Here is a 25,896-nt window from a genome sequence, read left to right as displayed (position 1 = left end):
ACGCCCATGGATGCTGTGCGCATGCACGCGGCCTCGCCCGAATCGACCGCGATCGTCGATGCCGTGCTCGACTATTCGCGTCGCCGCATGCTCGCCGCCGATGTGCCGCTCGACAAGCCGCAGTCCGAGGCCGAGCTGAACCGCCTCGTCGGGCCGACCATCACGGATGCGGGGTTGGGCGCGGCGCGGGCGCTCAGCGTGTTCGAGCACGTGCTCGCCCCGGCGTGCCTGACGACGAGTCATCCGCTGTATCTGTCGTTCATCCCGACGGCGCCGACCATGGCCGCCATCGCCTTCGACCTCGTCGTGTCGGCCTCCGGGCTCTACGGCGGCAGCTGGCTCGAAGGGGCCGGGGCCGTGCACGCCGAGAACGAGGTGCTGTCGTGGCTGGCCGGCGAGTTCGGACTCCCCGACACGGCCGGTGGCGTGTTCGTGCAGGGCGGGACGATCGGGAACCTCTCGGCACTGGTGGCCGCCCGTGAGGCGGCGAAAGCCCGTCTGGTCGCGGCGGGGAGGGAACTGCCGACCCGGTGGAAGATCCTCTGCAGCGTCGAGGCGCACTCCTCGAACAAGTCGGCGGCGCGCGTGATGGATGCCGACGTGCTGCTGGTGCCGGCGGGGGAAGACGGCGTGCTGCGCGCCGAGGGCGTCCGCGAGGCCCTGGCAGAGCACGGGGACGAGATCTGCGCGGTGGTCGCGACCGGGGGATCGACGAACTTCGGCATCGTCGACGACATCGCCGGCATCGCCGCGCTCAAGGACGAGTTCGACTTCTGGCTGCACATCGACGGCGCCTACGGCCTCACGGCCATGCTGGCCCCGGAGGCTCGGCACCTGTTCGCCGGTGTGGAGCGCGCCGACTCGGTCATCGTCGACCCGCACAAGTGGCTGTTCGCTCCGTTCGACTGCTGCGCCCTGATCTACCGCGACCCCGACAGCGGGCGCCGGGCGCATACGCAGCACGCCGAATACCTCGACATCCTGACCGACGTCGACGAGTTCAGTCCCTCGGACTACTCGATCCAGCTCACCCGTCGACCACGCGGCCTGCCGATGTGGTTCTCGGTCGCGACGTACGGCGTGACGGCGTACCGCGAGGCCGTGAGCGCCGGTCTCGCCCTGACCCGGCGGATCGCGGACGAGATCGCCCGACGCCCTGAACTGAAGCTGGTGCGCGACCCGCAGCTGTCGATCGTGGTGTTCGAGCGCGAGGGATGGGAGCGCGCCGACTACGACCGCTGGTCGGCCGCTCTGCTCGACTCGCAGCGGGCCTTCGTGGTGCCCAGCTCCCACGCCGGTCGTCCGAACACGCGCTTCGCGATCCTGAATCCGCTCACCACGTTCGAAGACCTCGTCGGCATCCTCGACACCATGAAGTAGCGCGGTGCCCGACCGGCGATGCCGTCAGCGCGTGGTGTGCGCGTCGAGGAAGTCGATCGTCTTCTGCAGGGCGGTCTGCGCATCCGGCAGGTCCAGGTGGAACTGGTACTCATGCGGCAGCTGCGGCTCGTGGGGCGCGGGCCAGAACTGCGTCGTGACGTCGACGCCGAGCTCGTCGAGGCGCTGCGCCATCGGGAGGGACTGCAGCCAGGTGAGCCCGTCGCCGTTGCCGCCGGAGATGTAGGTCGCGGGGAAGTCGGCGGTGACCCAGTCGACGGTCGACATGGTGGCCCCCGTGGAATCCTCCGCCCAGGTCTTCGTTCCGGAGTACGCCCACATCGCCGATTTGAATCCCCAGCCCGCGATGCCGTCGAGCTGGGCGAGCGCCGACAGATCGTAGACACCGCAGTTCAGCACGGTCGCGACGAGCTGGTCGGCCCTGAGCGAGGGTCGGATGTCCATGATCTCGGCATAGTCAGGACTCGTGATGAGGGTCGCCATCTGGCTGGCCAGTTGCGCCCCCGCCGAGTCGCCGGCCAGCACGATCTGCGTCGGGTCGACACCGAGCTCCTCGGCATGCGCGTCGATGTAGGCGAGTGCCTCGTCGAGCTGATGCACCGCGAGCGGGTACACGCCCTCCGGCCCGATCGTGTAGTTCACGCCGATGGTCGTGTAGCCCTCTCCGGCGAGGATGCGCAGGTAGGGGTCGACGTTCTCCTTGGCGCCGGAGATCCATGCCCCGCCGTGGATCCACACCACGGTCGGGAGCGCACCGGCGGCCGCGGCCGGGCGGAAGACGTCCATCGTGGTGTCGGCGCCTCGGTCGCCGTAGGCGACGTCGAGCGTCTCCGTGAGCTTCGTGTCGGGGACGTGCCGGTCCATCTCGGCGGCGGTGTCGTCCCCACCTTTCGTGAACACGGCGCGGATGATCATGGCCGACGGCCACGGGGTGAGGGAACCGATGATCGCGATCACGGCGGCCACGGCGACGACCACGGCCAATGCCACCTTCGTCCGATGCCACGGCCTGCGAGCCTTCGTCGCGCGTGCGGGTTCCTCGACGTGCGTGTCGTTGTCCATGGGTCCTCCGTCGCCCAGTGTGCCAGGTCGTCACGGACTGCCACCATGTGCGCGATCGAAGTGCGGCGAGATGCCTTTCAGCGAGTGATCCCGGCGGTGAGGCGATGCAGGCCGTACTCGAAGGCGCGGTCGACGTCTCCGCCGAGGCGGAACGCCCCGGACAGCTCCATCTGCAGGAAACCCGTGGCCCAGGCCGTGAAGAATCGCGCGGCGTCGAGGGCGTCTTCCTCCCCGACCACGGCGGAGGCGGCACGGAGGAGGGGCGCGACTGAGCGCTCGAGAGCGTCGTGGGGAGCTGCGATCGTGAACATGAGACGGAAGCCCTCCGGATGCCGGTGCGCGAAGTCACGGTAGGCGTGCGCGAGCGCACCGATGTCGTCGCCCGCAGCTTCGAGACGTGCAGTGAGCGCGTCGATCGATGCGGCGGCGACCGCCGTGTGCAGTGCGTCACGGTCTCGCACGCGCTTGTACAGCGAGGGGGCGCGGACTCCCACCCGTTCCGCGACGGCCTGCATCGTGAGCCCGGAAGGACCGGCGACCTCGAGGATCTCTCGCCCTGCGGCGACGATCTCCTCGGTGGATGTGCGTTCAGGCGTCGGCATCGATCCTCCGGTGACGGCTGCTGACAATCATGGCTATTGACATTAGCCATGATAGCTACGTATCGTAGCCATCGCAATCATCCCGAGAGGATCAGCCATGAAGCTCGCACCGCACCTGCACCGACTGGGCAACGACATCGTCGCCTCCTACCTCATCGACCTGCCGGAGGGCATCACGCTGATCGACGCCGGTCTCCCCGGGCACTGGCGCGATCTGCAGCGCGAGCTCTCGACGATCGGGCGCCCGCTGTCCGATATCCGCGGACTCGTTTTGACGCACGGCGACGGCGACCACATCGGCTTCGCCGAGCGGCTGCGGAAGGAGGCCGGGGTACCGGTGTTCATCCACGAGGCCGACGGTCATCGGGTGCGCACCGGCGAGAAGCCCAAGACCCCCATGGGGCCGGCCAAGATCGGACCGACGCTCGGGTTCCTCGCGTACGGACTCCGCAAGAACGCGTTGCGCACGCCGCACGTTTCGGTCGTGACCGAGGTGGCGGACGGTGATGTGCTCGACCTGCCGGGCGCGCCGGTCGTGCTCGGGATGCCCGGCCATTCACCGGGGAGCATCGCGGTGCACGTCCCCGCCGTCGATGCGGTGTTCGTCGGCGATGCTCTGACGACCCGTCACGTGCTCACCGGTCGCAGCGGCGCTCAACCTGCACCCTTCACCGACGAGCCTGCCGAGGCGCTGGCCTCACTCGATCGTCTCGCTGACGTGTCGGCGGCGTGGGTGCTGCCGGGGCACGGAGCGCCCTGGCACGGTTCCCCCTCCGACATCGCCGCAGCGGTCCGCGCCTCCGCCTGACGCGCCGTGGTCAGGTCAGTGCGGGTCAGCGTGCCGCGAGCACCGTCGCCGTGTCGCTCATCGTGATCTGCGGCGGGTAGAGACTCATCACCTGCAGGGCGGCGGCGTGATTCTCCGCGGTCGAACCGGCACAGGCGTCGGTCGCTATCGTCACGTGTGCGCCCGCATCGGCGGCGGCCAGCGCGGTCGAGATCACGCAGCAGTCGGTCGAGACGCCCGCGAGCACGACGTGCCCGCCGCGTCCGATGATCCGCTCGAGCTCAGGACCCCACTTGCCGAACGTCGGCAGGTCGATGCTCGGATGCGGCGAGAGCGCCTCGGCGTCGGGAACGAGGGCGAACAGCGGATCGCTCGGCGGCTGGTCCGCGAAGGGCCAGGCGTCGAAGTATGCACCCCAGGACGTCGTGCGGTCAGCAGTCGGCATCCATCGGGTCACGAGCACGCGGTCGCCGAACGCATCGGCCAGGGCGCGGATGTGCGGCATCACCTCGGGGAAGAAGGGCGACCCCCAGGCGGAATCCGGTGCGGCGAAGATGGTCTGCGGATCGATCACCACGAGCCAGGCGTCGGCGGAGACAGACGTGCTCACACGGCCTCCTGCTGTCGGATCTTCGCCGCCCTCGCGAACCAGGTCACGAGGAACGAGAGCACCAGGGCGAAGAACACCCCGAGGTTGGCGTAGGCCCATTCGCCGTCGCGGCCGCCGATGAGGAACAGCAGGTAGCCCTGCCAGTTGTTCCACGCGGCATCCTCGGCGAAGTTGTTCACGACCAGGCCCCAGCCGATCACGCTGGTGACAACCAGGGTCCCGATCGAGGTCCAGTCCCACGCGCCGTAGCGTCCGCGCTGGTCGAACAGCGCCTCTTCGTCGTAGTCCTTCCGGCGGCGCAGGATGTCGGCGATCAGGATGCCGGCCCACGAGGCGAGGGGCACGCCGAGGGTGATCAGGAAGCTCTGGAACGGCCCCAGGAAGTCGGTCGCGAAGAACACCACGAAGATCGTGCCGATCGTGAGGATGACCCCGTCGATCGCTGCGGCGGACGGGCGGGGGATCCGGATGCCGAGGCTGAGCAGCGTGAGCCCGGAGGAGTAGATGCCCAGCACCGCGCCCGAGACGAGGGCGAGCACTGCGGTGAGCAGGAACGGCACGAGCACCCATACGGGCAGGATCGAGGCGAGCGCGCCGATGGGGTCGGCGGCGATCGCGTTCATGAGGTCTTCGTCGGAGCCGCCCAGCAGCAGACCGAACACCACGAGGATCACCGGCGCCACCGATCCGCCGATCGTGTTCCAGGCGACGATCGCCCCGTCCGATGCCGTGCGCTTCTGGTAGCGGGACCAGTCGGCGGCGATGTTGATCCAGCCGAGACCGAACCCGGTCATCACCATCACGAGCGCGCCGATCACCTGGCCGATGCCGCCGTCGGGGCGGGCCATCACGACCGCGAGGTCCACCTGGGGAGCGGCGAGCACGATGTAGAGCACGGTCACGACACCGGTGATCCACGTGAGCACCGACTGCAGCTTCATGATCGTGTGATAGCCGAGCACGGACGCCGTGACGATCAGCGCCGCGACGATCACGGTGGCGACGATCTTGAGTGCGATGCTGTCGCCGTCACCTCCGAGCTGCGTGATGACCGTGGCGGTGGCGAGCACGGCCATGATCGCGAGGAACGTCTCCCAGCCGATCGAGGTCAGCCACGAGACGATGCCGGGCACCTTCTGGCCCTGCACGCCGAAGGCCGCCCGCGAGAGCACCATCGTCGGCGCGGAGCCGCGCTTTCCGGCGATCGCGATGAGACCGCAGAGCAGGAACGACACGACGATGCCGATGACCGAGACCACGGTCGCCTGCCAGAACGAGATGCCGAAGCCCAGCACGAAGGACCCGTACGACATGCCGAACACCGAGACGTTGGCGGCGAACCACGGCCAGAAGAGGTCGCGCGGCTTCGCTGTCCGCTCGGATTCGGGGATGATCTCGATGCCCGCGCGCTCGATGAGGGCCGGCTTGATGTCCGTCATGCTCACATCCTGGCACTGCCGAGGCGGTCCCAGGCGGGTTTAGGGGCGGCGGCCCCGCCCTCGTGTCAGTCGGTGAGTGTTCAGCCGGCGAAGAACGCCTGCGCGGTGCGGGTCAGATCGTGCAGGTCGGAGACCCCAGCCAGCTCCCGCGCGGAGTGCATGGACAGGATGGGGATGCCCACGTCGACCGTGCGGATGCCGAGCCGGGTCGCCGTGATCGGGCCGATGGTCGAACCGCACGGCACGCTGTTGTTGGATACGAACTCCTGCGTGGTGACGCCCGCGCGCTCGCACCAGGAACGCCATGATGCCGTGCCGATCGCATCCGTGGCGTAGCGCTGGTTGGCGTTGATCTTCAGGATCGGCCCCGATCCGAGTACCGGCTGCACCACGGGGTCGTGCTTGGCTGCGTAGTTCGGGTGCACGGAGTGTCCGACATCGCTCGACAGGCACCACGACGATGCGTAGGCCTGGCGGCGTGCGGATCCGTCGGCGCCGAGCCCCGCGTACACCCGCTCGAGCACGTCTTCGAGGAAGGGGCCTGCGGCGCCGGAGCGCGACTCCGAACCCAGTTCCTCGTGGTCGAAGGCGGCGAGCACAGCGATGGGTGCTCCGGCGGCAGGGGTATGCGCCTCGATGGCCACCACGCCGGCGTGCACCGAGGCGAGGTCGTCGAGGCGTCCCGACGCGAAGAACGCGCTGTCCTTGCCGAACACCGCTCCGCGGGCGGAGTCGGCGATCACCACGTCGTAACCGCGGATGTCGGAGGCCGAGACGCCCGCGGAGGAGGCGAGTTCTGCAAGGATGTCGGCCTCGGTCGGGTCGCCGAGCCCCCACACCGGCTGCGTCTCGGTCTGCTTGTCGAGGGCGAGGCCGTTGTTCACGCCGCGGTCGAGGTGGATCGCCAGCTGCGGCAGACGCAGCAGAGCTCCGGTGTCCGCCAGCACGACACGGCCGTCGGCCAGTGCCAGTCGCCCGGCGAGGCGCAGCTCGCGGTCGAGCCACGAGTTCAGCAGCGGCCCGCCGTACACCTCGACGGCGGCCTGCAGCCAGCCCCGCGAGCCCGTCGTCGGCTGCGGCTTGAGCTTGAAGCCGGGGGAGTCGGTGTGCGCGCCGAAGATCTGCACGGGCGTCGTCGCCGCAGCACCCTCGGGGACGACCCAGGCGATCGCGGCCCCGTCGCGCACGACGACGAAGCGTCCAGCGGTCGTCGGCCAGGCGTCCTCCTCGTGCAGCCGGTGGAAGCCCGCATCCTCGAGCCGACGGGCGACCTCCGCTGCCGCGTGGTAGCTCGACGGGGAGGCGGCGACGAATTCGGCGAGGTCCTCGGCGTGGGCGAGAGCGGCGGGGGTGACGGGCATGTCGTGACCTTCCTGGAGAGCGCGGTCCTTCGAGCGTAGTCCGGGTCTCCGTTCGTCCTCCACGACAGCGGCCAGCGCGCCGGCTGTTTCCCGGCCGTTCATCCCGACGGGTTAGGGTGGTCCCGATAGCGCCTAGGGTTCCGGGGTTCGCGCCCGTCTGGTCCGAGCGGCGCCACGGCACTCCTCCACAGGAGAGCCGTCATCTGACAGGACAAAAGCCCGGAGGACCCTGTTCGTCGCGCCGTGCGCCGGACGGAAGGGTCTGTGCGTGTCTCCTCTCGCCTTCGTCCTCGTCTTCGGCGCGGCCATCGCCCACGCGGCGTGGAACATCATCGCGCACGGCATCAGCAGAGCGGGCGCGCCGTTCCTGTGGTGGGGCGCGGTCGCCAGCACCGTGGTCTGGATCGGAGCCGTGCCCTTCACGGGTGGGCTCGGCACCGACGACCTGTGGTCGTTCGCCCTCGGTGTCGTCGTCTCGTCGGTGCTCCACGTCGGCTACATGGCGGTGCTCCAACGCGGCTATCGCGAGGGCAACCTCTCCACGGTGTATGCGACCGCCCGTGGCACCGGTCCTTTCCTCTCGGTGATCGTGGCCATACTGCTGCTGGGCGAGCGCCCGTCGGTGCTCGCGCTGATCGGGGTGGCGGCCGTGATCGCAGGTGTCGTCGCCATCGGATTCGTCGACCGGGGCAGAGGATCCGGCACCCGGCGGATGGATCCCGGCATCGTCTTCGGCCTGCTCACCGGTGTCGCCATCGCCGTCTACACGATCTGGGATGCTCACGCGGTGCGCACCTGGAACCTCTCGCCCGTCGCGTTCATGGTCGGCACCACGCTGCTGCAGGTGCCGTTCTACTCGATCGCGGTGCGTCGGCGCTGGGACGCGGTCTGGGCGCTCTGGCGCACGCAGTGGCGCCGCATCCTCGCCTTCGGCGCCCTGTCACCGCTGTCGTACATCCTGGTGCTGACCGCGATCCAGATCGCCCCGGTGGCGCTGGTGGCGCCCCTCCGCGAGGTCAGCGTCGTGCTGGTGAGTCTGTTCGGGGTGTTCGTGCTGCGGGAGTCGCGCGGGGGCTGGCGGATCGCGGCATCCCTCGTCGTGGTGACGGGGATCGTTCTCCTCGCCGTCTGAGCCCTCGCACGCCGGATCGACGGATGTCGAGCGTATTCCGGAATGCCGCGAAAACGCCTCTGAACAGGACTGTTTCGGCCTGGGAATGTCGGTGGTCGCGTGTCGGATGGACGCATGAACCCCCTCGCGGAAACACTGGAACGGGTCGTCGCCGACCTCGACGCCGTGCTGTCCGCCGGACAGTTCGCCGGGCTCGACGATGCCGCGCGATTGGATGTCCTCCGCGGCGCGGGCGAGGCGCTTCGCCGCGTGGAGGCCGTCGTCGTGGAGACGGCCGCCACCGCTGAGCCCCGCTTCGCCGAGGCGACCGGATGTCGGTCGATGAACGAGCTCCTGCAGCGGGTGCTGCGGGTGGATGCTCCCGGAGCGTCTCGGGTGGTGAAGGCGACCGAGGCCGTTCGGCGCGAGGTGGCGCTGACGACGGGGGAGCGGCTCCCGGCGCGCTTCCCCGCGATCCGCGAGACGATGCTCGATGGCGTGGTCGGGGTGGCCGGCGTGCTCGCGGCGACCGGGCCGATCCTGCAGGCGGGCGATCGGATCGGGGCGGAGGACCGGCTCGCGGCCGACGCTGCGCTGGCCGATCTGGCACGCGGACTCCCCGAGACGGACGGGGGCACCGAGGGTGGAGGGCCGCCCGCCACTCCCGATGACCTCCGGCAGTACGCGATGCTGCTCGCGCAGCTGCTCGACCCGGATGGTGCCGAGCCGACGGACGCGAAGGCGCGGAACCGGAGATTCCTCACCATCGGGCGCCTGCGCGACGGGGTGCATCCGCTCCGGGGCAACCTCCTTCCCGACGTGGCCGCTCAGCTGCAGCTCATCATCGACGCTCAGAACAATCCGAGGACCGACGGCCCACCAGAGCCGGGCGTGACCTTCCGGTCGGAGAGTGATCGATCGGGCGATGGAGCCGAGTCCGGTGCGGACCTCACCGAGGGCGATCCGTGGAACTCCGACCCGCGCAACGTGATCGAACAGCGCACCGCTGCGCAGAAGCGGCACGACGCCCTGGCGGCAGCACTGGCGATCGCCGCACGTCACGAAGACATGCCCCGACTGGCCGGAGCGTCCCCGACGCTCGTGGTGCACGCCGACGCGAACGACCTCGTCTCCGGCACCGGGTGGGCGACCGTAGCCGGCTCGCAGGCGCCGGTGCCTATCGGGGTCGCGACCCAGGCCGCGTGCACAGGGGCCATTCAGCGGGTGCTGTTCGACGACGGCCGGATCGTCGGCACGACCGTCATCGATCGGGTGTTCACAGTTCACCAGCGCCGCGCGATCATCGCTCGAGATGGAGAGTGTCTGATCCCCGGGTGTCATGTGCCGGCGTCATGGTGCGAGATCCACCACGTCGTCGAGCACGCCAGGGGAGGACCGACCGATACGGACAACGGTGTGCCCCTGTGCTGGTGGCATCACCGATCACTGGACCGATCGGGGTGGGAGATCCGGATGGCGGGAGGTACCCCGCAGGTCCGCGGCCCGGCGTGGTGGGATCCCGAGCGTCGCTGGCGTGTTCCGCGGCAGCGCGTGACCGCAGCCGCGTGACACCGCTGAAACGCGGGTGGGCGATCAGCGGAAGCTGACGAGTCCCGCGTGTGCGGCCGTCACGAGGATCTGCACGCGGTCGCGCAGGTGCCACTTCGACATCATGCGTCCGAGGTGAGCCTTCACCGTGCCCTCGGAGACGATGAGCGCCTTCGCGATCTCTGCGTTCGACATGCCCTGCGCGAGGCAGTTCAGCACTTCGACCTCACGCTCGGTGAGCGGTTCGAGCGCTGCGGCGTCGGCGGCGACAGGGGTCGAATCGCGGACGTGCTTGATCAGCATCGAAGCGATCCGCGGCGACAGGGAGCTGGCACCGCTGTGCACCTCGCGCACACCGGTGACGATGTCCTCCGCGCTGGAGTCCTTGAGCAGGTAGCCGGAAGCGCCGGCGCTCAGCATGGGGAGCACGGTGTCGCTCCCGTCGAGCGTGGTGACAGCGAGCACGCGCACGTGCGGCCACCGCTCGGCGATGACACCCGTCGCCTCGATGCCGTCCATCTCGGGCATCTGCACGTCCATCATCACGACGTCGGGCTGTTCGCGCTCGACAGTGGAGATCGCCTCGAGACCGTCCTCTGCCTGCGCGATCACGCTGATCTCCGGGTCGCGCGAAACGAAGTGCGACAACGCCGAACGGACGAGGGGATCGTCATCGACGATCACGACACGGATTTCCTGCATAGGGGGAAGCCTAACGGCGCGGGCACCTCATGGACGGCATGTAGACCTTTGGCCAAAAAGGTCTGGACCTGAGACAGATGTGCGCCGCTCCCATCGCCGAGAAGATGAATACAGACATCGACGAACGACTACATAATGGAGGTGAACGTAATGACTTTCTGGCAGCAGGTTGGCAAGTTCTTTGGTCTCCACAACTAGAATAGTTGGCAAATAGGAGATAGTGAAGCATGGCCTTCGACCACTCGAACCGGGAAACCGCGGACACTCTCCGCCTGGCCCGAGGCGAGAAGCTCAGCGCGATCGAGCGCATCGTCGTGCTGGCGATCCTCGCTATCACCGTTGCTGCAGATCTCATCGGCTTCTTCACCACTCCGGGTGTGAACCCGGCAGCTCTTCTGGTGAGCATCGCGACCACGTCGGTGTTCGCGCTCTACCTCTGGAAGCCGCTCCTCGCGACATGCGCTCTCGGCGTCGTGTTCGCGCTCTCCTTCATCCCCGGATCAGAGCTCCAGGTTCTGACCGCCGCCGCTGTCGCGGCCGGCTTGGTCATGAGGCTGGGGTGGACGTCACTGATCCTCTCCTACACCGGCGGATTCCTGGTCGCCGCGGCGATCGTCCCGTTCGCCGCCGAGCCGGGTGTCACCGTCAACGTCGGCCTCTATCTCGTCTTCGCCACCGTGGCGGGAGCCGTCGGGTTCGCTCTGCGGCTGGCGTTCGCCCGTGGCAGTCGTCTCGAACGCGAGCTCGAGGCGCGGGCTGAACAGGAACGACAGGCAGTGCTCGCCGAGCGACGTTGGATCGCCGGTGAGCTGCACGACAGCATCGCGCACCACCTCACGGTGGTGTCTCTGCACGTGCAGATGCTCGAAGACCCCGAGATGAGCACCGACTCTCGAGAGGCGATCCGCGTCGCCGCTCGCAAGGCCATGACCGATCTCCGTTTCGTGATCGAGCTCGCCGACGACGGTCCGCAGTCGTCGAGCGTGCAGACGGGCGACCTCGCCGATGCCGTCGATGAGGCGCAGGGCGAGTTCGAAGCAGCGGGCCACTCCGTGGCCCGCGTGGGCGATCCCAGCGACGAGCGCATCCCGCGTGCCGTCGAGATCGTCCTCGCGCGCATCGTGCGCGAGTCCGCCACCAACATCCTCAAATACGCAGGCCCCGGCGAGGTGCTGATCGACCTCGCCGTGGACGATGAGGTCGCACACCTCACGCTGCGCAGTCCCCTCCCCACGACACCGCGCCGTGAACTCTCGTCGAGTCGGACAGGACTCGGCCGGATGGCGGAGCGCGTGATGGGAGCCAGTGGCGAGTTCAGCGCTGGCGAAGTCGACGGGTTCTGGGTCGTGTCGGCCCGACTTCCGGTCGTCTGATGCTCTAGAGTGTGTGAGCACCCTCTCCACGATCCGCGAGAACCTAGACGAAGGTCTAGCGAGGTCTCGACGTTCGACACTGTGGAACGAGTTGCAGTCCGCCATATTCTGAGGGTTCCCCAGATAAAGCGTCCCCAGCGCTGCGATCGCGAGCGCGGTCTTTCTGGCTTCTGAAACACTTTGCGCGCTCGCGATCGCCTTCTGCGTTAACGGCCGTCTTCCCGGCCTCCCGCACGCCGGTCGTGTCGTCCGGCTACCCGCCCACTGCGCGCATGTAGTGACCATCGGTCGAGATCCCCGATGCAGCGACGGTGAACCGGACGACCTCGCTCAGGTACCGGTCCTCCGAGGCCTCGAAGATCCGCCCCTCTGCATCACGCGAGGTGCGGGTGAGACGCAGGATGGGCGTCCCGCGTGGCACGCGCAGCAGCGCCGCGTCCTGGTCGTCAGCGGCCACGGCGTCGATCACGTGCTGGAGGGTGACGATGGGGTGCCCGACCGACGAGAGGTACTCCGTGATCGACACCGCGTCCAGATCCACCTCGAACAGCTTCCGGCCAGCGACCTCGGTGTAGTTGAGCCGCTCCAGCATGGTGGGGCGCCCGTCGAGCAGACGCAGCCTGACCACGCTCACGATCGTGTCCCCGGCGTCGACGCCGAGTGCTGCTCCGAGCTCTCCGGCGCGTCTCAGGCTCAGCTCCTGCGTCTCGGCCCCCGGCGTGACCCCCAGCTCGCGGGCCCAGCGGGTGAAAGGCACCGACACGTCGACCGCCTGGCTCGCCTTCCTGGCGACGACCCGCGCCGGCCGACCGCGGCTGGTCTCGATCAGGCCCTCGCCGCGGAGCGCGGCCAGGGCATTGCGGATCGGCCCTCGCGAGGTGTGCCATCGCTCCGCGAGGTCCGCTTCCGTGGGGACGTCATCACCGGGGCGCAGGGCACCCGCGGCGATCTGCGCGCGCAGGTCGTCGGCGATCTGGGTGTACACAGCTTCGGCCACATAGGTACATTACTTGGTCAGTCCGAACGGCGCTGCCTCGTTCCGGGAGTGTTCACTCAGGCGAATCCCCGGTAAACGCGGCCTGAACTCTTCCGAGTTAGGTACATATCTGCGCTCATCACCTGTCAGAGTCGTCCGTGGATCACCCCTCACACCCTGAAAGGTCCTCATGAAGCTTCGCGCTCTCCCCGCCCTCGCCGGCGTCGCGCTCCTCGCCCTCGGCCTCGCCGCCTGTTCCGGCTCGGCGGACGCCTCCGGCACTCCCGGCGCCGACGAGTCGTCCTCGGCCAGCGGCTTCGCGGTCGATGAGAACACCCTCGTCTTCGGCGTCGTTCCCGACTCCGTCGACACCGAGACGAACTACCAGCCGCTCATGGACTACATCGCCGACATCACCGGCAAGACCGTCGAGTACCACGAGTCCACCGACTACGCCGCTCTCATCGAGGCCGCCGTCGCCGGCAAGGTCGACGTCGCCTCGTTCTCCGGCTTCACCTACGTCACCGCCACCAACAACGGCGCAAAGCTCACCCCGATCTCCTCGATCGTGACGGAGGAGGGCCAGGAGCCTGGCTACTTCTCGCAGGCGATTGTCCCCGCGAGCAGCGACATCAAGAGCATCGACGATTTCAAGGGCAAGAAGGTCTGCTTCGTCGACCCGTCCTCCACCTCGGGCTACCTGTTCCCCTCCTACAACCTGCTGAAGGCCGGCATCGACCCCAAGACCGACATCACGCCCGTCTTCGCGGGCAAGCACGACGTCAGTGTCACCAAGGTCGGCGAGGGCGTCGAGTGCGAGGCGGGCTTCGCCGAGGACTCCGAGGTCGAGAAGTCGGACAAGGTGAAGGTCGTCGACGAGACGATGGTGCCCGGCGCGCCGCTGGTCTACTCGTCCACGCTGCCCGATGACGTCTCGAAGAAGCTCATCGACGGGCTCTCCGAGATCACGATCGACGACATCATCGCCGCCGGCATCGATGGTGCCGACACCGACGCCTTCCGCAGCGTGTTCTACGCCACGAAGCCGGTCGACGACGCGTACTACGACCTGATCCGCGACATCTGCAAGGAGACCGAAGCAGAGCAGTGCCAGGGCTGAGCCCGGCCTGACGCTTCGCCTCACCCGGCGCCCTCCGTCTCGTCCGCCTCACGCGGACGAGACGGAGGGCACCACCGCACGATTCACGACACACAGGAGCTACGACATGACCGCCTCGGCATCCGACGCCCTCATCCGCCTCGACCGCGTGACGAAGACCTTCGGGACGACCACCGCACTGAAGGATGCCTCGCTCGAGGTGTCCCGCGGCGAGATCGTCGTGCTCCTCGGGCTCTCCGGCTCGGGGAAGTCGACCCTGCTGCGCCACCTCGACGGCCTCGAGATCCCGACCTCCGGCTCGGTCGAGGTGCTGGGATCGCAGGTGCCGACCCTGAAGGGGAGGGCACTGCGCGACCTCCGCAGCCGTGTGGGTTTCATCTTCCAGCAGTTCGAGCTGGTTCCCTCTCTCACCGTGCTCGAGAACGTGCTCACCGGATCGCTGTCGGGCGTGCGTGGCCCCCGCCTCGGCCTCTGGGGATACTCGCGCGCCTCGAAGCTCACCGCCCTCGAACACCTCGACCGCGTCGGCCTGCTCGATCGTGCGTACCAGCGCAGCGACACCCTCTCCGGCGGACAGCAGCAGCGCGTGGCCATCGCCAGGGCGCTCATGCAGAAGCCGGCGATCCTGTTGGCCGACGAGCCGGTCGCCTCACTCGACCCGGAGTCGAGCGAACAGGTCATGGCCCTGATCCGCGAGATCGCCGCCGACGAGGGACTCACGGTCGTGTGCAGCCTGCATCAGGTCGACCTCGCGATCTCCTGGGCCGACCGCATCGTGGGCCTGCGGCACGGCGAAGTGGTGCTCGACACCCCGACCGGTGGCCTCACCAAGGCCGAGGTCATGGAGATCTATGGCCGCGTCGCCACCACGACCGCCGAGATCCGCGCCGTGAAGGAAGAGCTCGTCGAGGCGGCTGCGCAGGTGGCCGCGTCATGACCGCGTTGGATGCGTCGACGGATGCCCCCACGCGCGGCGGCGGGATCCCTCAGGGCGGCGGGAGCAGCGTCGCCGAGCGTGCGCCCAAGCGTCCGATCTCCCCCGAGCGGATCGCCGCATCCCTGACCCTCGTCGCGCTCGTGATGCTCGGTATCCTCGCGGTGCGCGATGTCGACATCTCCCTCCCCGCGATGGTGCAGAGCTGGGGCAACGCCGAGAACTTCATGGCCCGCGTCGGCGGTCTCACCTTCCCCGAGCCCGCAGACCTCGCCTGGCTGATCGCCCTCACGGTGGGCCTCGTGCTCGTGGGGACGCTGCTCGCCGCCGTGCTCTCGGTGCCGATCGCGTACCTCGCCGCCGCCAACACGACCCCGGGCAACGGCTGGCGCGCCGCCGCGCGCTTCATCGGCGTGCTCACCCGTGCCCTCCCCGATGTCGTGCTCGCCATGGCTTTCGTGCTGATGTTCTCGCTCGGCACCCTTCCGGGAATCCTGGCCATCGGCATCCACTCCATCGGCATGATCTCGAAGATGTTCGCCGATGCGATCGAGCAGATCGACGAAGGACCGCGTCTCGCCATCCGTGCCGCGGGCGGCTCGAAGATGCAGGAGTTCACGTCGGGGATCCTGCCGCAGGTGCTGCCCAGCTGGGTGGCCACCGTGCTGCACCGCAACGACATCAACCTGCGCGGCAGTGTCGTGCTCGGCTACGTCGGCGTCGCAGGCCTCGGCCTCGAGATGTCGTACGCGTTCAAGTCGCTCAACTACGGCAAGGGGCTCGGCATCGCCCTCGTGATCTTCATCCTGTGCGTGGCCATGGAGATCGTCTCGAGCATGGTCCGCGGAGCGATGCTCGGAGAACAGAAGCACACGCGCTCCTGGATCGACCGGATCCTGCATCCACGCCTCGGTGCGCACGCGGCGTCCACGCAGGTCGAGCGCCCCGCCTGGGCGGCCAACCCGGAGACCGCCGTGCGTCGCCCCTGGACCGCGCAGCGCATCCGTCACACCATCGCCGGTGTCGTCGCCGTGCTCGTGGTGATCGGAAGCGTGCTGGTCAGTCAGATCAACTGGATGGACCTCCTCACGTTCTGGGCCAAGCTGCCCGAGGTCGCGGCGCGCTTCTGGCCCCCCTCGTTCGGCAACTACGACGCGAGCGCCATGTTCCAGGCGATGCGGGAGACGGTCGCGATCGCCCTGGCCGCGACCGTGCTCACCCTGCTCCCGTCGCTGCTGCTCGGCTCCCTCGCCGCCCGCAACGTCGCGCCGAGCTCCGGGGCGCGGGGGACGGCACGACTGCTGCTCGTCGGCATCCGCGGCATCCCGGAGCTGATCCTCGCGATCGTGCTCGTCGTCATCACCGGTCTCGGGGCGCAGGCCGGCGTCATCGCCCTCGCGATCGGCGGCATCGGGCTGCTCGGAAAGCTCATCGCCGACTCGTTCGAAGAGGTGGATCGCGGACCGGAGCGCGCGCTGCGGGCGGTGGGTGCGACACGTCTGCAGACCTACACCTCGGCGACCGTGCCGCAGGGCATGCAGGCGCTCATCGGGCACAGCTTCTACATGCTCGACACGAACATCCGCGCGGCGACCATCCTCGGCATCGTCGGCGGAGGCGGAGTCGGCTACTACCTGCTCAACGCCAGCCAGGGGTCCCGCTACGAGACCGTGACGGCCATCGTGCTGATGATCCTCGCCACCGTGCTCGTGGTCGAAGGTCTCGCCATGTGGATGCGGAAGGTGTTCCGATGAATCGCTCTCTCGACACGGCGGATGTGGTCGTCGTGGGCTCCGGCATCGTCGGCCTCGGTGCGGCGTACGCGGCGGTCCGGCGTGGGCTGCGCGCGATCGTCGTCGACCGCACCGATGGACCGGTCGGTGCGACGATCCGCAACTTCGGACACCTCTGCATCGGCGCGCAGGGCGGCGAGGCGCGTCGCTACGCCGATCTCTCGCGCGACCTGTGGCTGCGCCTCTCGCACGATGCGGGATTCTGGCTGCGAGAGTCGGGCACGCTGGTCGCAGCCAGACACGACGACGAGCTCGACATGGCAGGGACCACGGTGCTCGACGACGGCGTCGTGGAGCAGGCCTTCCAGCGCGCTGCCGAGCGCACGGGCGTCGCCGATCGGATGCCGTGGGACGAGGCGCTGGACTACGTGCGCGTGACCATGGGGCAGTCGAAGATCGACGTCTTCACGCACCTCTCCGGCGGGGACGCAGAGTCCGCAGCGCGGGCCACTGCCGCCTTCGAGGGCGCCTACGCCGAGATCGTCGCCGAGCAGGGCGTCTCCGAGATCCCCGGGGCCGCCGACGCGATCCAGGGGTTGAAGGACGCCGGGCTGAAGGTCGTGCTCACCACCGGCTTCGCCCCGGTGACCCGAGACGCCCTGATCGACGGACTCGGCTGGCGGGACCTCGTCGATCTCGCCCTGTCGCCGATCGATGCCGGACGTGGGCGCCCGGCGCCCGACCTCGTGCTGGCGGCACTGCTGCGCACGCAGGCATCGTCCGTCCAGTCGATCGCCGTCGTCGGCGACACCGTCAGCGACGTCGAATCGGGCCGTCGAGCCGGCGCCGGATTCGTCGCGGGCGTGCTCACCGGCGCCCACGATCGTCCGGCGCTGAGCGCCGCCGGAGCCGATGCCGTGCTGAGCGACGTGAGCGCGTTGCGGGGTGTGCTCGTCCAGCGCGAGCTGCTGCCGCTCGTCGCCGCCTCCTGAGGGAGCGCGCCATGGGAACGCTGCTGATCCGTCCCCCCGGCCACCGTCGAGACGTCGCGCTGCGCCCGGCGGCCACAGCGATGGTCTGGGTCGGCGAAGGCCACCCGCACGAGACGATCGCCGTGCCGGGAGTGGCTCTCGCGGACGGCGACGCGCTCGTGGCGGTCGAGATGTCGACGATCTGCGGATCCGACGTGCACACGGTGCGGGGACGACGCTCCGCTCCGACGCCGCTGGTACTCGGACACGAGAGCGTCGGCCGGGTGATCGCCATCGGAGACACCGGCGCGCGTACCGTCGACGGCACTCCGCTGCGGATCGGCGATCGGGTGGTCTGGTCGGTGACCGTATCCTGCGCGAGCTGCGATCGCTGCCTGCGGGGGCTGCCGCAGAAATGCCGTGACCTGGGGAAGTACGGGCACGACCGCGTCGGCGCGCACGGCGACCTCACCGGAGCGTTCGCGAGCCACGTGCAGCTGAGGGAGGGGACGGCCATCGTCCGGGTGCCCGAGGCACTCCCTGCTGCGGTGCTCGCCCCCGCCTCATGCGCCACGGCCACCGCGTGGGCGGCGGTCGCTCGAGCGGCGAAGGACCACGACCTCGACGGCGCCTCCGTGCGGATCCACGGCGCGGGTCTCGTGGGACTGTCCGCCGCAGCCATCGCCGCCGAGCAGGGGGCGACCGTGGAGGTGCGGGACCCGAACACCGAACGGCAGGGTTTGGCCGCACGGTTCGGCGCGACGCATCTCGACCGGGATCCTGATGTGGTGATCGAGGCGTCGGGGCATGCCGTGCAGGAGGCACTCGCCGGCGTGGCGGTCGGGGGGACAGTCGTGCTCGTCGGGAGCGTATTCCCCGCGGATCCGGTTCCGTTCGACGCCGAGAGCATCGTGCGCCGACTCGTCACCGTCGCGGGCATCCACAACTACACGGGAGCAGAGCTGGCTGCAGCGGTGGCGTTCCTCGCGGGCCGGGGGCGCGCCTATCCCTTCGCCGATGCCGTCGGCGCGGTGCGGCCGCTCTCCGAGATCGATGCGGCGCTGCGCGAGGCGACCACCCCACAGGCGCCCCTGCGGATCGGACTCCTGCCCGGCCAGTGAACAGGCGGCTAGTGAACAAGCGGCCAGTGAACAGGCGGCCGGTGAAGTTCCGGCCAGTGCACCGGCGGCCAGGTCAGCTGCGGCTCGTGACGATGACGTGGTCAGCGCGGGCGACGGTCTTCGCCGTCGTCCTCCTGACCGCGCCGCGGACCCAGCGGTCGCAGCCCTTCGGCGTGGAACGCCAGCAGGCCGACGGCTGCCCCGACGGTCGACGCGAGCACCTCTTCCGGGTCGCCGACCAATGCCAGTCGACGGTGGCCCACGTCACCACCGGCCGTGGCCCAGCCCAGATAGACGGTCCCCGCCGGGTGCCCGCCCTGGGGTTCCGGGCCGCCCACACCGGTGGTCGAGACCGCCAGGTCGACGTCGAAAAGGGTCCGTGCACCGGCGGCGAGCTGCTCCGCACAGGCGGCAGAGCACGGATCCGTTCCCGGCGTCAGCCCCAGCACGCGCTCCTTGACATCGGTGAAGTAGGCCACGATGCCCCCGGCGAACCAGCCGGAGGCGCCGTCGCCGGCGCCGATCGTCTCCGCGAGCATGCCCGAGGTCAGCGACTCGGCCACTCCGATGCGGAGCTCCCGCTCGGCGGCGAGTTCGCTCAACCGCACGATATGGCTCTGCGTGTCCGTGTCGAGATCGTCGAGAGCGGTCACCCTGCTGAACGTCCCTTCTCGAGGGTCATCGCTCTTCGCTCTCGTCGTAGTCGGGACGAGGGGGCTGCAGCGGCTGGTCCGAGTACTCTCCGCCCGCGCGCCCGCCGTAGGGGCGTCCGTGGTCGGCGAACTCGTCGCGGGCGAACACCAGGGTCCACGGGCCCGCCGTGAAGTGTGCGCCCGTGCGCAGGGTCTCGGAGTTCTCATCGACATGCGTCGCGTCCACGCCGAGGCTCGCGTTCGTCTCGCCTTCGCCGTGCAGAGTCAGCACGTACTCGTCGCGGTCGTCGTGCGTGATCGTGGCGTGCACCGGGTCGGTGCCGGCGAGGCGCAGTTCGTTGCCCTCGGCCGAGCCGACGCGGACGACGTCGTCTTCGAGAGCGAACTCGGTGCGCTCGTCGTCCCTGGTGATGCGCAGACGGGGGTTCCCCGCGCCCCACGACGCGTGCGTCGTGCCCGGGGTGTTGCCCTCGTCCGGGCGGTCGTCGATGTGTCGATCGTTCATGGCAGTGCCCTCCTCGGGGTCGAGTGGAATGAGATTATGCGCCCCTCGTCATCTCGCCGAGGGGGTTGACTTCGCTGCAGCGACCCGGCATCGGATCCGGCGGTCGAAGGACCGTGTGGCCGTGGGCTGTTTGGGGAACAATGGGTCGCAACCGTCGTCCCCACAGCCACGATCGAGGAGCAGCGCATGGGAAAGTTCGTCTACGAAGGCAGCGTGAAGACCGAGATCGAGGACCGAGCGCTCACGCATCTGCAGCTCGTCATCACCGCCAAGCTGCGTCGCGGTGAGCCCTTCCCGTTCAGCTGGCGAGAAGACACCAGCGTGGGTGGTGGGCGCACGACCGTCTGGATCCAGCCCGGCAGCGCGCTGGTCTTCAAGTACTTCGGCAGCCGGCAGCCCTCCATCAACCGTGCCTGGATCGAGGCCCTCGCCTTCACGGCGAACGCCCCGAGCGGGCTCTACCTCGTTCCCGAGCCCGCGGAATCGGGAACGGAGCCGGGCACCGAGGAAGTCCCGGTCACCCCTCCCGTGTGATCCCCTCACCCCTCGCGCAGGGCGGACCTGTCAACCCCCCTGACGGGAGGACGGCCGTCGGGGAGAGTCGCTCGTACGACGACACGTTCCACGAGACGACACGTTCCACGAGATGAGGAGGATCGCCATGACCGACGACACCACCGACCCCCGGCACGCGCACCGCGAGGAGGGCTTCCCCGCGCAGCACCAGGATCAGCCGGGGCTGACGGAGCGGACCCGGCCGGAGCCCGACCACGGCGAGCAGACCTACGTCGGCCACGGTCGCCTCGAAGGACGCCGTGCTCTGATCACGGGCGGGGACTCGGGCATCGGCCGCGCCGTCGCGATCGCCTTCGCCCGTGAGGGCGCAGACGTCGCCATCGCACACATGCCCGAGGAGCAGGACGATGCGGAGGACACACTCGCCCTGGTTCGCGAGGCCGGCCGGATCGGGGTGGGATTCGCGGGCGACCTGCGCGACGAGGCGTTCGCGACCGAGATCGTCGCCAAGACCCGGAGCGAGCTGGGCGGACTCGACGTGCTCGTGCTCAACGCCGGCTACCAGCACGACATCGACGGCTTCGCGTCGCTGGAGACCGACCGGATGCGCCGGGTCTTCGACACGAACCTGGCCGGAATGCTGTTCTCGGCACGTGCGGCCTATCCCGACCTCGAACCCGGTGCGAGCATCATCGTCACCGCGTCGGTGCAGGCCTACAACCCCTCGCCCGGTCTCATCGACTACGCCATGACCAAGGCCGCACAGGTGGCCTTCGTGAAGGCGCTCGCCGAGGAAGCAGGGCCCCAGGGCATCCGGGTCAACGCCGTGGCCCCCGGACCGATCTGGACACCGCTGATCCCCGCGACGGGCTGGGATGCAGAACGCCTGGCGACCTTCGGTGCCGACACCCCGCTCGGACGGGCAGGGCAACCCGCGGAACTCGCCGGGGCGTACGTGTACCTGGCGTCGGACGAGTCCTCGTACACGTCGGGATCGGTCATCGCGGTCACGGGCGGCAAGCACCTCTGACACGCACAGGCATCCGTCGAGACCCATCGTCGTCGCCGACACCCACGCGCGGCTCGGCATCCGACGTGGGGTCTCGCCGGGGGCGATGGGTCTGGACGCCCGCCGCCTAAGCTTGTCTGGTGCAGAAGCCCGCCGCGTCCGGTCCCCTCGTGGGGGTCGCGCTCGTCATCGGCTCCTGCCTCTCGCTTCCCTTCGGTGCTGCAGTCGCGGCCCAGCTCTTCCCGGTGCTCGGACCGTGGGGGGTGACCTCCCTGCGCGTGGCGATCGCCGCGGTGCTGCTCGTCGTGATCGTGCGGCCGCGGCCGGGGAAGTGGACCCGCCCTCAGTGGCTTGCCGCGGTGCTCTTCGGCGTCTCGCTCGCCGCGATGAACGGCTTCTTCTACGCCGCGATCGATCGCATCCCGCTGGGGCCCGCCGTCGCGATCGAGTTCCTCGGTCCGCTCGTGCTCGCCGCCGTGCTCACCCGGAAGGTCAGGGATTTCGCCTGGGTCGGCATCGCCCTGCTCGGCATGGTCGTGCTCGGCATCGACGGGCTGATCGGGGCCGAGCCGCTCGATCCGCTCGGGGTGGTCTTCATCCTCATCGCCGCCGGCTTCTGGGCCATGTACATCCGGATGAGCGCCCGTGTCGGCGCCCTCATCCCCGGCAGCAGCGGCCTGGCGATGGGACTCGTGGTCGCGGCCGTGCTGCTGATCCCGGTCGGCATCCCCGCCGTGTCGACCGTGGCGATGGATCCGCAGCTCCTGCTGCTCGCGGCGATCACCGCGGTGCTGTCGTCGGTCATCCCCTACAGCTTCGAGCTCGCGGCGCTGCGGCGGCTTCCGCAGCGGGTCTTCGGGGTGCTGCTGAGCTTGGAGCCGGCGTTCGCCACCCTCGCCGGGTGGCTCATCCTCGGCCAGGATGCGACGCCGCTGCGCATGCTCGCCATCGCTCTCGTGATCGCCGCAAGTGTCGGCACCACGCTCGGTGTGCGGAGGGACCGCCGAGACGGCGGCCCCTCCGGTCCCTTCACCGCGCCGATACCGCTGCCCGACTGACAGCGGGCGTCGGCAGCGGGAACCGCCGCCGCAGGATGACGCGCTGCACGAGCGTCCACACCACCGTGACCGTCAGGTACAACGCGGCGGCGAGCGGCACGAACGCGGCGAACACCGCTGTGAGGTAGTGCATCGCCGAGACGACGCGCAGCATGGCGGGGGAGTTCATCGGCGAGTCGTCGCCCTCGACCGGAGTAGGACGGAACACGCGGCGGGTGACCTCTGCGACCGCGACCATGATCGCCAGCAGGACTCCGAACACCAGGAACGTGGCGGGTGTGGCCGAGCCGCCGAAGATCGCGGACACCAGGCTCGTGCCCAGCGGGGCGCCGAACAGGTCGTGCGCGAGCAGTTCGTTCGGATGTCCGGCGATCTCCGGACGCAGGAACAGCGTGTAGAGGATGCCGACCACTGGTGCCTGCGCCAGCACCGGAAGCATCCCGGCGAACGGCGAGGTGTTCTCGGCCTTGTAGAGCGCCAACGTCTCCTTCTGCAGGCGCTCGGGGTTCTTCTTGTGGCGGCGCTGCAGCTCACGCAGCTTCGGGGCGAGGCGCGCCCTGGTCTGTTCGGCCTTGGCTTGGGATATGCCGACGGGGATGAGCAGCGCCCGCACCAGCAGGGTGACGAGCACGACGGCGAGAGCGGCCGCCGAGGCGCCGGCGAGAGGGGTGAGGAGGTCGGAGAGCCCGGTCATGGCGCCGTAGGCGGCGTCGAGGAGGGCAGCGAGAGGGGGGAAGGCGAAGATGTCCAAGAGAGTGTCCGTTCATGGCGTCGGGAAGGGTCGGCGAAAGCCGCGCTGTCCCGTCGTACGAACGGGCTACGCGGCGGTCGCGACTCCCGGCGCCCGAGGGCGCGGATGCCCGGCGGCATCGGGATCACTCTGCGTGAGGAGGGTGCCGACGTCGATGGCCCGCAACGGATGCGGGGCGTCGGCTGTGGCCTCGGGGCGCACGCTCAGGACGATGGCGAGCGTGAGGGCGGTCACGGCGAGCAGCGCGATCGCGACGCCGAGGGCCGCCGCATCGGGCATCGAGACCAGGCCGAGTGCGGTCGCGACGAAGCTCAGCATCTGCCCGAACCACTCGCTCATGTGCGCACTCCTTCCTGCGACGAGGGTATCACCGGGGTCTGGGTGAGGTTCGAATCGCTCAACCGGTTCCGTCCGGGCAGCGGATACGACCTGTTGCGCGATTCGAACGCGGCCCCATGGCCGGCCGCGGGCGTAACGTCGAAGCATGAGTGAGCTTCGCACCCTGCTCGGGATCGAGCATCCGATCGTTCTCGGCCCGTTCGGCGGGCTGTCCTCGACTGCGCTCACCGCCGCGGTCAGCAACGCGGGTGGACTGGGTTCGTTCGGGCTCTACGGTTACGACGGCGATCGCATCCGTGCGACCGGGGCAGAGCTGCGTACCCTGACCGACCGACCCTACGCCGTGAACGTCTGGCTTCCGACGGGGGACGAGGTCGAGCCGAACCCGCAGCACACCGTGTTCGCGCAGGCCCTGCAGCCGTTCTACGAAGCCGTGGGCGTGGAGGTCCCCGCCCGGCCGGAGCAGTACACCCCGACGCTGGAAGAGCAGCTCGAGGCCGTCTGGGAGGTCGGCCCCGCGGTCCTCAGCGTGGTGTTCGGGGTGCCGTCGGATGACCTGGTCGAGGAGGCCCATCGCCGCGGCATCCTCATCGTCGGGACGGCGACCACGGTGGCTGAGGCCGTCGCGCTCGATGCAGCGGGCGTGGACGCCGTGGTCGCGAGCGGCGCCGAGGCTGCGGGTCATCGGGTCTCTTTCCTGCGTTCAGCGGAGGAGTCGCTGGTCGGGACGTTCGCCCTGGTGCCGCAGGTGGTCGACGCTGTCGGGGTGCCCGTGATCGCGGCAGGAGGCGTCGCCGATCGTCGTGGGGTGGCCGCGGCGTTCGCCTTGGGCGCGGCCGGCGTGCAGGTGGGAACGGCGTTCCTCGCGACAGCGGAGTCGGCCGCGAACCAGGCGCACCGCGACGCGATCCGCTCGACCGCCGCCGACGAGACCGTGCTCACGCGCGCGATGAGCGGGCGCCTGGCTCGTGGCGCACGCAACCGCGTGGTGCGGGCGATCGAGGCGAGCGGCACGATCGCGCCGTTCCCGATGCAGAACTGGCTGACCGGCCGCTTCCGCACCGCGGCGGGGGCGCAGAACCTGGGCGCGCTGCAGTCGCTGTGGATGGGGCAGGCAGCGCCGCTGGTGCGTCAGGACTCCGCGTCCGAGGTGCTCGCCGAGCTGGTTGCCGGGCTTCCGACCGCGCCGTGATCATCGCCTGTTCCCAGATCGCGGGCTGCACCGAATCGTGGACGAACGACCGACGCCTCGCAGCCGCCTCCACGGGCTCGCTGTCGATGTCCTGAGCGACCGCGACTGACCCGAGCCCTCCCGGGTTCGACCGGACTAGAGGATCACGGTGGACTTGCCGTGCACGATCACGCGGTCCTCGGCGTGCCACTGCACGGCGCGGGCGAGCACGAGGCGTTCGACGTCGGCACCGCGACTCTGCAGCTCGGCGGCCGACTCGGAGTGGGTGACGCGTGTGACGTCCTGCTCGATGATCGGTCCCTCGTCGAGGTCGGCCGTCGCGTAGTGCGCGGTGGCGCCGATCAGCTTGACGCCACGGTCCTTGGCGCGGGCGTACGGGTTCGCTCCGATGAACGCGGGCAGGAAGGAGTGGTGGATGTTGATGACCGGAGCCTCGAGGCGCGTGATGAAGTCGTCGGTGAGGATCTGCATGTAGCGGGCGAGCACGACGAGATCGACGTTCCCGCGCAGCAGTTCGAGCTGGCGCTCCTCCATGGCGGCCTTGTCGCCGGAAGGGATGTGCACGAACGGCACGCCGAACGAGCGGACGGCCTCGGCCAGGTCGGGGTGGTTGGACACCACCATGGTGATGTCGATGTCGAGCTGTCCGCGCTGCGTACGCCACAGCAGCTCCATGAGGCAGTGATCGTACTTCGAGACGAAGATCGCGACGCGCTTGCGGCGGGCGACGTCGTGCAGCGACCACTCCATGCCGAAGCGCTCGGCGACGGCCGCGATGTCGGCTTCGAGTGCCGGGCGCGCCGCTGCCAGACCGTCGAGGTGGATGACCGTGCGCTGGAAGAAGCGTCCGCCCTCGGAGTCGGTCGAGTGCTGGTCGAGCGAGATGATGTTCGCGCCGTGGTGAGCGAGCACGCCGGCGACGGCGGCGACGATGCCGGGCTGGTCGTCGCAGGCGATGAGCAGGCGGGCGGTATCGGGCTGAGACATGGGGGCTCCTCGAGGGTGTGCATCGATTCTGCCGTGGA

Annotated in this window: 26 protein-coding genes; 14 read left to right on the top strand and 12 right to left on the bottom strand. The window is 69.3% G+C overall.

Annotation, left to right across the window (positions count from 1 at the left end; all coding sequences use genetic code 11):
- Positions 1 to 6: 6 nt before the first annotated feature.
- Positions 7 to 1,380 (top strand): pyridoxal phosphate-dependent decarboxylase family protein, encoded by a 1,374-nt coding sequence (locus AB4070_RS08860; protein WP_441979753.1) that lies wholly within the window; start codon positions 7 to 9, stop codon positions 1,378 to 1,380.
- A 24-nt stretch (positions 1,381 to 1,404) separates the two neighbouring features.
- Here AB4070_RS08860 and AB4070_RS08855 read toward each other — a convergent pair whose 3' ends face one another.
- Positions 1,405 to 2,460 (bottom strand): alpha/beta hydrolase, encoded by a 1,056-nt coding sequence (locus tag AB4070_RS08855; protein WP_441979752.1) that lies wholly within the window; start codon positions 2,458 to 2,460, stop codon positions 1,405 to 1,407.
- Positions 2,461 to 2,537: 77 nt separating this feature from the next.
- Positions 2,538 to 3,062, bottom strand: a complete 525-nt coding sequence (locus tag AB4070_RS08850) for a TetR/AcrR family transcriptional regulator (RefSeq protein ID WP_441979751.1) — start codon at positions 3,060 to 3,062, stop codon at positions 2,538 to 2,540.
- 97 nt (positions 3,063 to 3,159) lie between these two features.
- Here AB4070_RS08850 and AB4070_RS08845 point away from each other — a divergent pair, with 97 nt between their 5' ends.
- The gene (locus AB4070_RS08845) at positions 3,160 to 3,870 is read left to right on the top strand and encodes an MBL fold metallo-hydrolase (RefSeq protein WP_441979750.1); all 711 of its coding nucleotides are present in this window, start codon (positions 3,160 to 3,162) and stop codon (positions 3,868 to 3,870) included.
- 25 nt (positions 3,871 to 3,895) lie between these two features.
- On the opposite strand, the gene AB4070_RS08840 is transcribed toward AB4070_RS08845, so the two are convergent.
- The 3 genes from AB4070_RS08840 to AB4070_RS08830 all read right to left on the bottom strand — a co-directional run bounded on the left by AB4070_RS08840 (position 3,896) and on the right by AB4070_RS08830 (position 7,259).
- Positions 3,896 to 4,459, bottom strand: coding sequence for a cysteine hydrolase family protein (locus AB4070_RS08840; RefSeq protein ID WP_441979749.1), 564 nt, complete (start codon positions 4,457 to 4,459; stop codon positions 3,896 to 3,898).
- Complete coding sequence (locus AB4070_RS08835) at positions 4,456 to 5,898, bottom strand: purine-cytosine permease family protein (protein WP_441979748.1); 1,443 nt, start codon at positions 5,896 to 5,898, stop codon at positions 4,456 to 4,458. Before AB4070_RS08835 ends, AB4070_RS08840 begins: the two co-directional genes overlap by 4 nt.
- 80 nt (positions 5,899 to 5,978) lie before the next feature.
- On the bottom strand, positions 5,979 to 7,259 hold the full coding sequence (locus AB4070_RS08830) for a M18 family aminopeptidase (protein ID WP_441979747.1): 1,281 nt from the start codon (positions 7,257 to 7,259) through the stop codon (positions 5,979 to 5,981).
- Between the two features lie 268 nt (positions 7,260 to 7,527).
- Here AB4070_RS08830 and AB4070_RS08825 point away from each other — a divergent pair, with 268 nt between their 5' ends.
- Positions 7,528 to 8,391: an EamA family transporter gene (locus tag AB4070_RS08825; protein ID WP_441979746.1), complete on the top strand. Its 864-nt coding sequence runs from the start codon at positions 7,528 to 7,530 to the stop codon at positions 8,389 to 8,391.
- A gap of 114 nt (positions 8,392 to 8,505) precedes the next feature.
- Positions 8,506 to 9,939, top strand: coding sequence for a DUF222 domain-containing protein (locus tag AB4070_RS08820; protein ID WP_441979745.1), 1,434 nt, complete (start codon positions 8,506 to 8,508; stop codon positions 9,937 to 9,939).
- 24 nt (positions 9,940 to 9,963) lie between these two features.
- Here AB4070_RS08820 and AB4070_RS08815 read toward each other — a convergent pair whose 3' ends face one another.
- Positions 9,964 to 10,620: a response regulator gene (locus AB4070_RS08815; RefSeq protein WP_218867291.1), complete on the bottom strand. Its 657-nt coding sequence runs from the start codon at positions 10,618 to 10,620 to the stop codon at positions 9,964 to 9,966.
- 227 nt (positions 10,621 to 10,847) lie between these two features.
- Between AB4070_RS08815 and AB4070_RS08810 the strand changes: the two genes are divergently transcribed.
- Positions 10,848 to 11,993 carry a sensor histidine kinase gene (locus tag AB4070_RS08810; RefSeq protein ID WP_441979744.1) on the top strand — a complete coding sequence of 382 codons (1,146 nt, stop codon included), beginning with the start codon at positions 10,848 to 10,850 and terminating at the stop codon, positions 11,991 to 11,993.
- 253 nt (positions 11,994 to 12,246) lie between these two features.
- On the opposite strand, the gene AB4070_RS08805 is transcribed toward AB4070_RS08810, so the two are convergent.
- Entirely contained in the window at positions 12,247 to 12,990 is a 744-nt protein-coding gene (locus AB4070_RS08805; protein WP_441979743.1) for a GntR family transcriptional regulator, read from the bottom strand.
- A gap of 169 nt (positions 12,991 to 13,159) precedes the next feature.
- Here AB4070_RS08805 and AB4070_RS08800 point away from each other — a divergent pair, with 169 nt between their 5' ends.
- The 5 genes from AB4070_RS08800 to AB4070_RS08780 all read left to right on the top strand — a co-directional run bounded on the left by AB4070_RS08800 (position 13,160) and on the right by AB4070_RS08780 (position 18,848).
- Positions 13,160 to 14,089: a phosphate/phosphite/phosphonate ABC transporter substrate-binding protein gene (locus AB4070_RS08800; RefSeq protein WP_441979742.1), complete on the top strand. Its 930-nt coding sequence runs from the start codon at positions 13,160 to 13,162 to the stop codon at positions 14,087 to 14,089.
- A 106-nt stretch (positions 14,090 to 14,195) separates the two neighbouring features.
- A complete protein-coding gene (gene phnC, locus AB4070_RS08795; protein ID WP_441979741.1) occupies positions 14,196 to 15,026 on the top strand; it encodes a phosphonate ABC transporter ATP-binding protein in 831 nt (276 codons plus the stop codon).
- On the top strand, positions 15,023 to 16,777 hold the full coding sequence (gene phnE, locus AB4070_RS08790; protein WP_441979740.1) for a phosphonate ABC transporter, permease protein PhnE: 1,755 nt from the start codon (positions 15,023 to 15,025) through the stop codon (positions 16,775 to 16,777). The genes phnC and phnE overlap by 4 nt, the downstream gene beginning before the upstream one ends.
- A complete protein-coding gene (locus AB4070_RS08785; protein ID WP_441979739.1) occupies positions 16,774 to 17,748 on the top strand; it encodes an FAD-dependent oxidoreductase in 975 nt (324 codons plus the stop codon). Before phnE ends, AB4070_RS08785 begins: the two co-directional genes overlap by 4 nt.
- Positions 17,749 to 17,759: 11 nt before the next feature.
- The gene (locus AB4070_RS08780; protein WP_441979738.1) at positions 17,760 to 18,848 is read left to right on the top strand and encodes an alcohol dehydrogenase catalytic domain-containing protein; all 1,089 of its coding nucleotides are present in this window, start codon (positions 17,760 to 17,762) and stop codon (positions 18,846 to 18,848) included.
- 101 nt (positions 18,849 to 18,949) lie between these two features.
- Here AB4070_RS08780 and AB4070_RS08775 read toward each other — a convergent pair whose 3' ends face one another.
- Together AB4070_RS08775 and AB4070_RS08770 are read right to left on the bottom strand one after the other, a co-directional pair.
- The gene (locus AB4070_RS08775; RefSeq protein ID WP_441979737.1) at positions 18,950 to 19,501 is read right to left on the bottom strand and encodes a CinA family protein; all 552 of its coding nucleotides are present in this window, start codon (positions 19,499 to 19,501) and stop codon (positions 18,950 to 18,952) included.
- 25 nt (positions 19,502 to 19,526) lie between these two features.
- Complete coding sequence (locus AB4070_RS08770) at positions 19,527 to 20,006, bottom strand: hypothetical protein (RefSeq protein WP_441979736.1); 480 nt, start codon at positions 20,004 to 20,006, stop codon at positions 19,527 to 19,529.
- A gap of 186 nt (positions 20,007 to 20,192) precedes the next feature.
- Here AB4070_RS08770 and AB4070_RS08765 point away from each other — a divergent pair, with 186 nt between their 5' ends.
- The 3 genes from AB4070_RS08765 (at position 20,193) to AB4070_RS08755 (ending at position 22,589) form a co-directional block, all read left to right on the top strand.
- The gene (locus AB4070_RS08765; RefSeq protein ID WP_058632365.1) at positions 20,193 to 20,540 is read left to right on the top strand and encodes a DUF7882 family protein; all 348 of its coding nucleotides are present in this window, start codon (positions 20,193 to 20,195) and stop codon (positions 20,538 to 20,540) included.
- Between the two features lie 127 nt (positions 20,541 to 20,667).
- Positions 20,668 to 21,552 carry an SDR family oxidoreductase gene (locus AB4070_RS08760; protein ID WP_441979735.1) on the top strand — a complete coding sequence of 295 codons (885 nt, stop codon included), beginning with the start codon at positions 20,668 to 20,670 and terminating at the stop codon, positions 21,550 to 21,552.
- A 119-nt stretch (positions 21,553 to 21,671) separates the two neighbouring features.
- Entirely contained in the window at positions 21,672 to 22,589 is a 918-nt protein-coding gene (locus tag AB4070_RS08755; protein WP_441979734.1) for an EamA family transporter, read from the top strand.
- Here the strand turns inward: AB4070_RS08755 and AB4070_RS08750 are convergent.
- Both AB4070_RS08750 and AB4070_RS08745 read right to left on the bottom strand, forming a co-directional pair.
- A complete protein-coding gene (locus AB4070_RS08750) occupies positions 22,561 to 23,340 on the bottom strand; it encodes a YidC/Oxa1 family membrane protein insertase (RefSeq protein WP_441979733.1) in 780 nt (259 codons plus the stop codon). The two genes, AB4070_RS08755 and AB4070_RS08750, sit on opposite strands and share 29 nt — an antisense overlap.
- A gap of 66 nt (positions 23,341 to 23,406) precedes the next feature.
- Entirely contained in the window at positions 23,407 to 23,679 is a 273-nt protein-coding gene (locus AB4070_RS08745; RefSeq protein ID WP_441979732.1) for a DUF6412 domain-containing protein, read from the bottom strand.
- Between the two features lie 145 nt (positions 23,680 to 23,824).
- Here AB4070_RS08745 and AB4070_RS08740 point away from each other — a divergent pair, with 145 nt between their 5' ends.
- Entirely contained in the window at positions 23,825 to 24,871 is a 1,047-nt protein-coding gene (locus AB4070_RS08740) for an NAD(P)H-dependent flavin oxidoreductase (RefSeq protein WP_441979731.1), read from the top strand.
- 135 nt (positions 24,872 to 25,006) lie between these two features.
- On the opposite strand, the gene purU is transcribed toward AB4070_RS08740, so the two are convergent.
- Positions 25,007 to 25,858, bottom strand: a complete 852-nt coding sequence (gene purU, locus AB4070_RS08735) for a formyltetrahydrofolate deformylase (RefSeq protein ID WP_378874075.1) — start codon at positions 25,856 to 25,858, stop codon at positions 25,007 to 25,009.
- Positions 25,859 to 25,896: the final 38 nt, after the last annotated feature.

The sequence above is a fragment of the Microbacterium sp. 2RAF4 genome (assembly GCF_052115285.1).
GTDB classification, from domain to species: Bacteria; Actinomycetota; Actinomycetes; order Actinomycetales; family Microbacteriaceae; genus Microbacterium; species Microbacterium oxydans.
Note: the sequence above shows the minus strand (reverse complement) of the source record. Positions and strands in the feature narration are given on the sequence as shown.

Coding starts and splice junctions, on each gene's coding strand:
- AB4070_RS08810 (WP_441979744.1), top strand. CDS start 10,848: ATGGCCTTCGACCACTCGAACCGGGAAACCGCGGACACTCTCCGCCTG.
- AB4070_RS08835 (WP_441979748.1), bottom strand. CDS start 5,898: ATGACGGACATCAAGCCGGCCCTCATCGAGCGCGCGGGCATCGAGATC.
- AB4070_RS08770 (WP_441979736.1), bottom strand. CDS start 20,006: ATGAACGATCGACACATCGACGACCGCCCGGACGAGGGCAACACCCCG.
- AB4070_RS08855 (WP_441979752.1), bottom strand. CDS start 2,460: ATGGACAACGACACGCACGTCGAGGAACCCGCACGCGCGACGAAGGCT.
- AB4070_RS08815 (WP_218867291.1), bottom strand. CDS start 10,620: ATGCAGGAAATCCGTGTCGTGATCGTCGATGACGATCCCCTCGTCCGT.
- phnE (WP_441979740.1), top strand. CDS start 15,023: ATGACCGCGTTGGATGCGTCGACGGATGCCCCCACGCGCGGCGGCGGG.
- AB4070_RS08800 (WP_441979742.1), top strand. CDS start 13,160: ATGAAGCTTCGCGCTCTCCCCGCCCTCGCCGGCGTCGCGCTCCTCGCC.
- AB4070_RS08850 (WP_441979751.1), bottom strand. CDS start 3,062: ATGCCGACGCCTGAACGCACATCCACCGAGGAGATCGTCGCCGCAGGG.
- AB4070_RS08860 (WP_441979753.1), top strand. CDS start 7: ATGGATGCTGTGCGCATGCACGCGGCCTCGCCCGAATCGACCGCGATC.
- AB4070_RS08780 (WP_441979738.1), top strand. CDS start 17,760: ATGGGAACGCTGCTGATCCGTCCCCCCGGCCACCGTCGAGACGTCGCG.
- AB4070_RS08765 (WP_058632365.1), top strand. CDS start 20,193: ATGGGAAAGTTCGTCTACGAAGGCAGCGTGAAGACCGAGATCGAGGAC.
- phnC (WP_441979741.1), top strand. CDS start 14,196: ATGACCGCCTCGGCATCCGACGCCCTCATCCGCCTCGACCGCGTGACG.
- AB4070_RS08785 (WP_441979739.1), top strand. CDS start 16,774: ATGAATCGCTCTCTCGACACGGCGGATGTGGTCGTCGTGGGCTCCGGC.
- purU (WP_378874075.1), bottom strand. CDS start 25,858: ATGTCTCAGCCCGATACCGCCCGCCTGCTCATCGCCTGCGACGACCAG.
- AB4070_RS08760 (WP_441979735.1), top strand. CDS start 20,668: ATGACCGACGACACCACCGACCCCCGGCACGCGCACCGCGAGGAGGGC.
- AB4070_RS08740 (WP_441979731.1), top strand. CDS start 23,825: ATGAGTGAGCTTCGCACCCTGCTCGGGATCGAGCATCCGATCGTTCTC.
- AB4070_RS08830 (WP_441979747.1), bottom strand. CDS start 7,259: ATGCCCGTCACCCCCGCCGCTCTCGCCCACGCCGAGGACCTCGCCGAA.
- AB4070_RS08745 (WP_441979732.1), bottom strand. CDS start 23,679: ATGAGCGAGTGGTTCGGGCAGATGCTGAGCTTCGTCGCGACCGCACTC.
- AB4070_RS08845 (WP_441979750.1), top strand. CDS start 3,160: ATGAAGCTCGCACCGCACCTGCACCGACTGGGCAACGACATCGTCGCC.
- AB4070_RS08820 (WP_441979745.1), top strand. CDS start 8,506: ATGAACCCCCTCGCGGAAACACTGGAACGGGTCGTCGCCGACCTCGAC.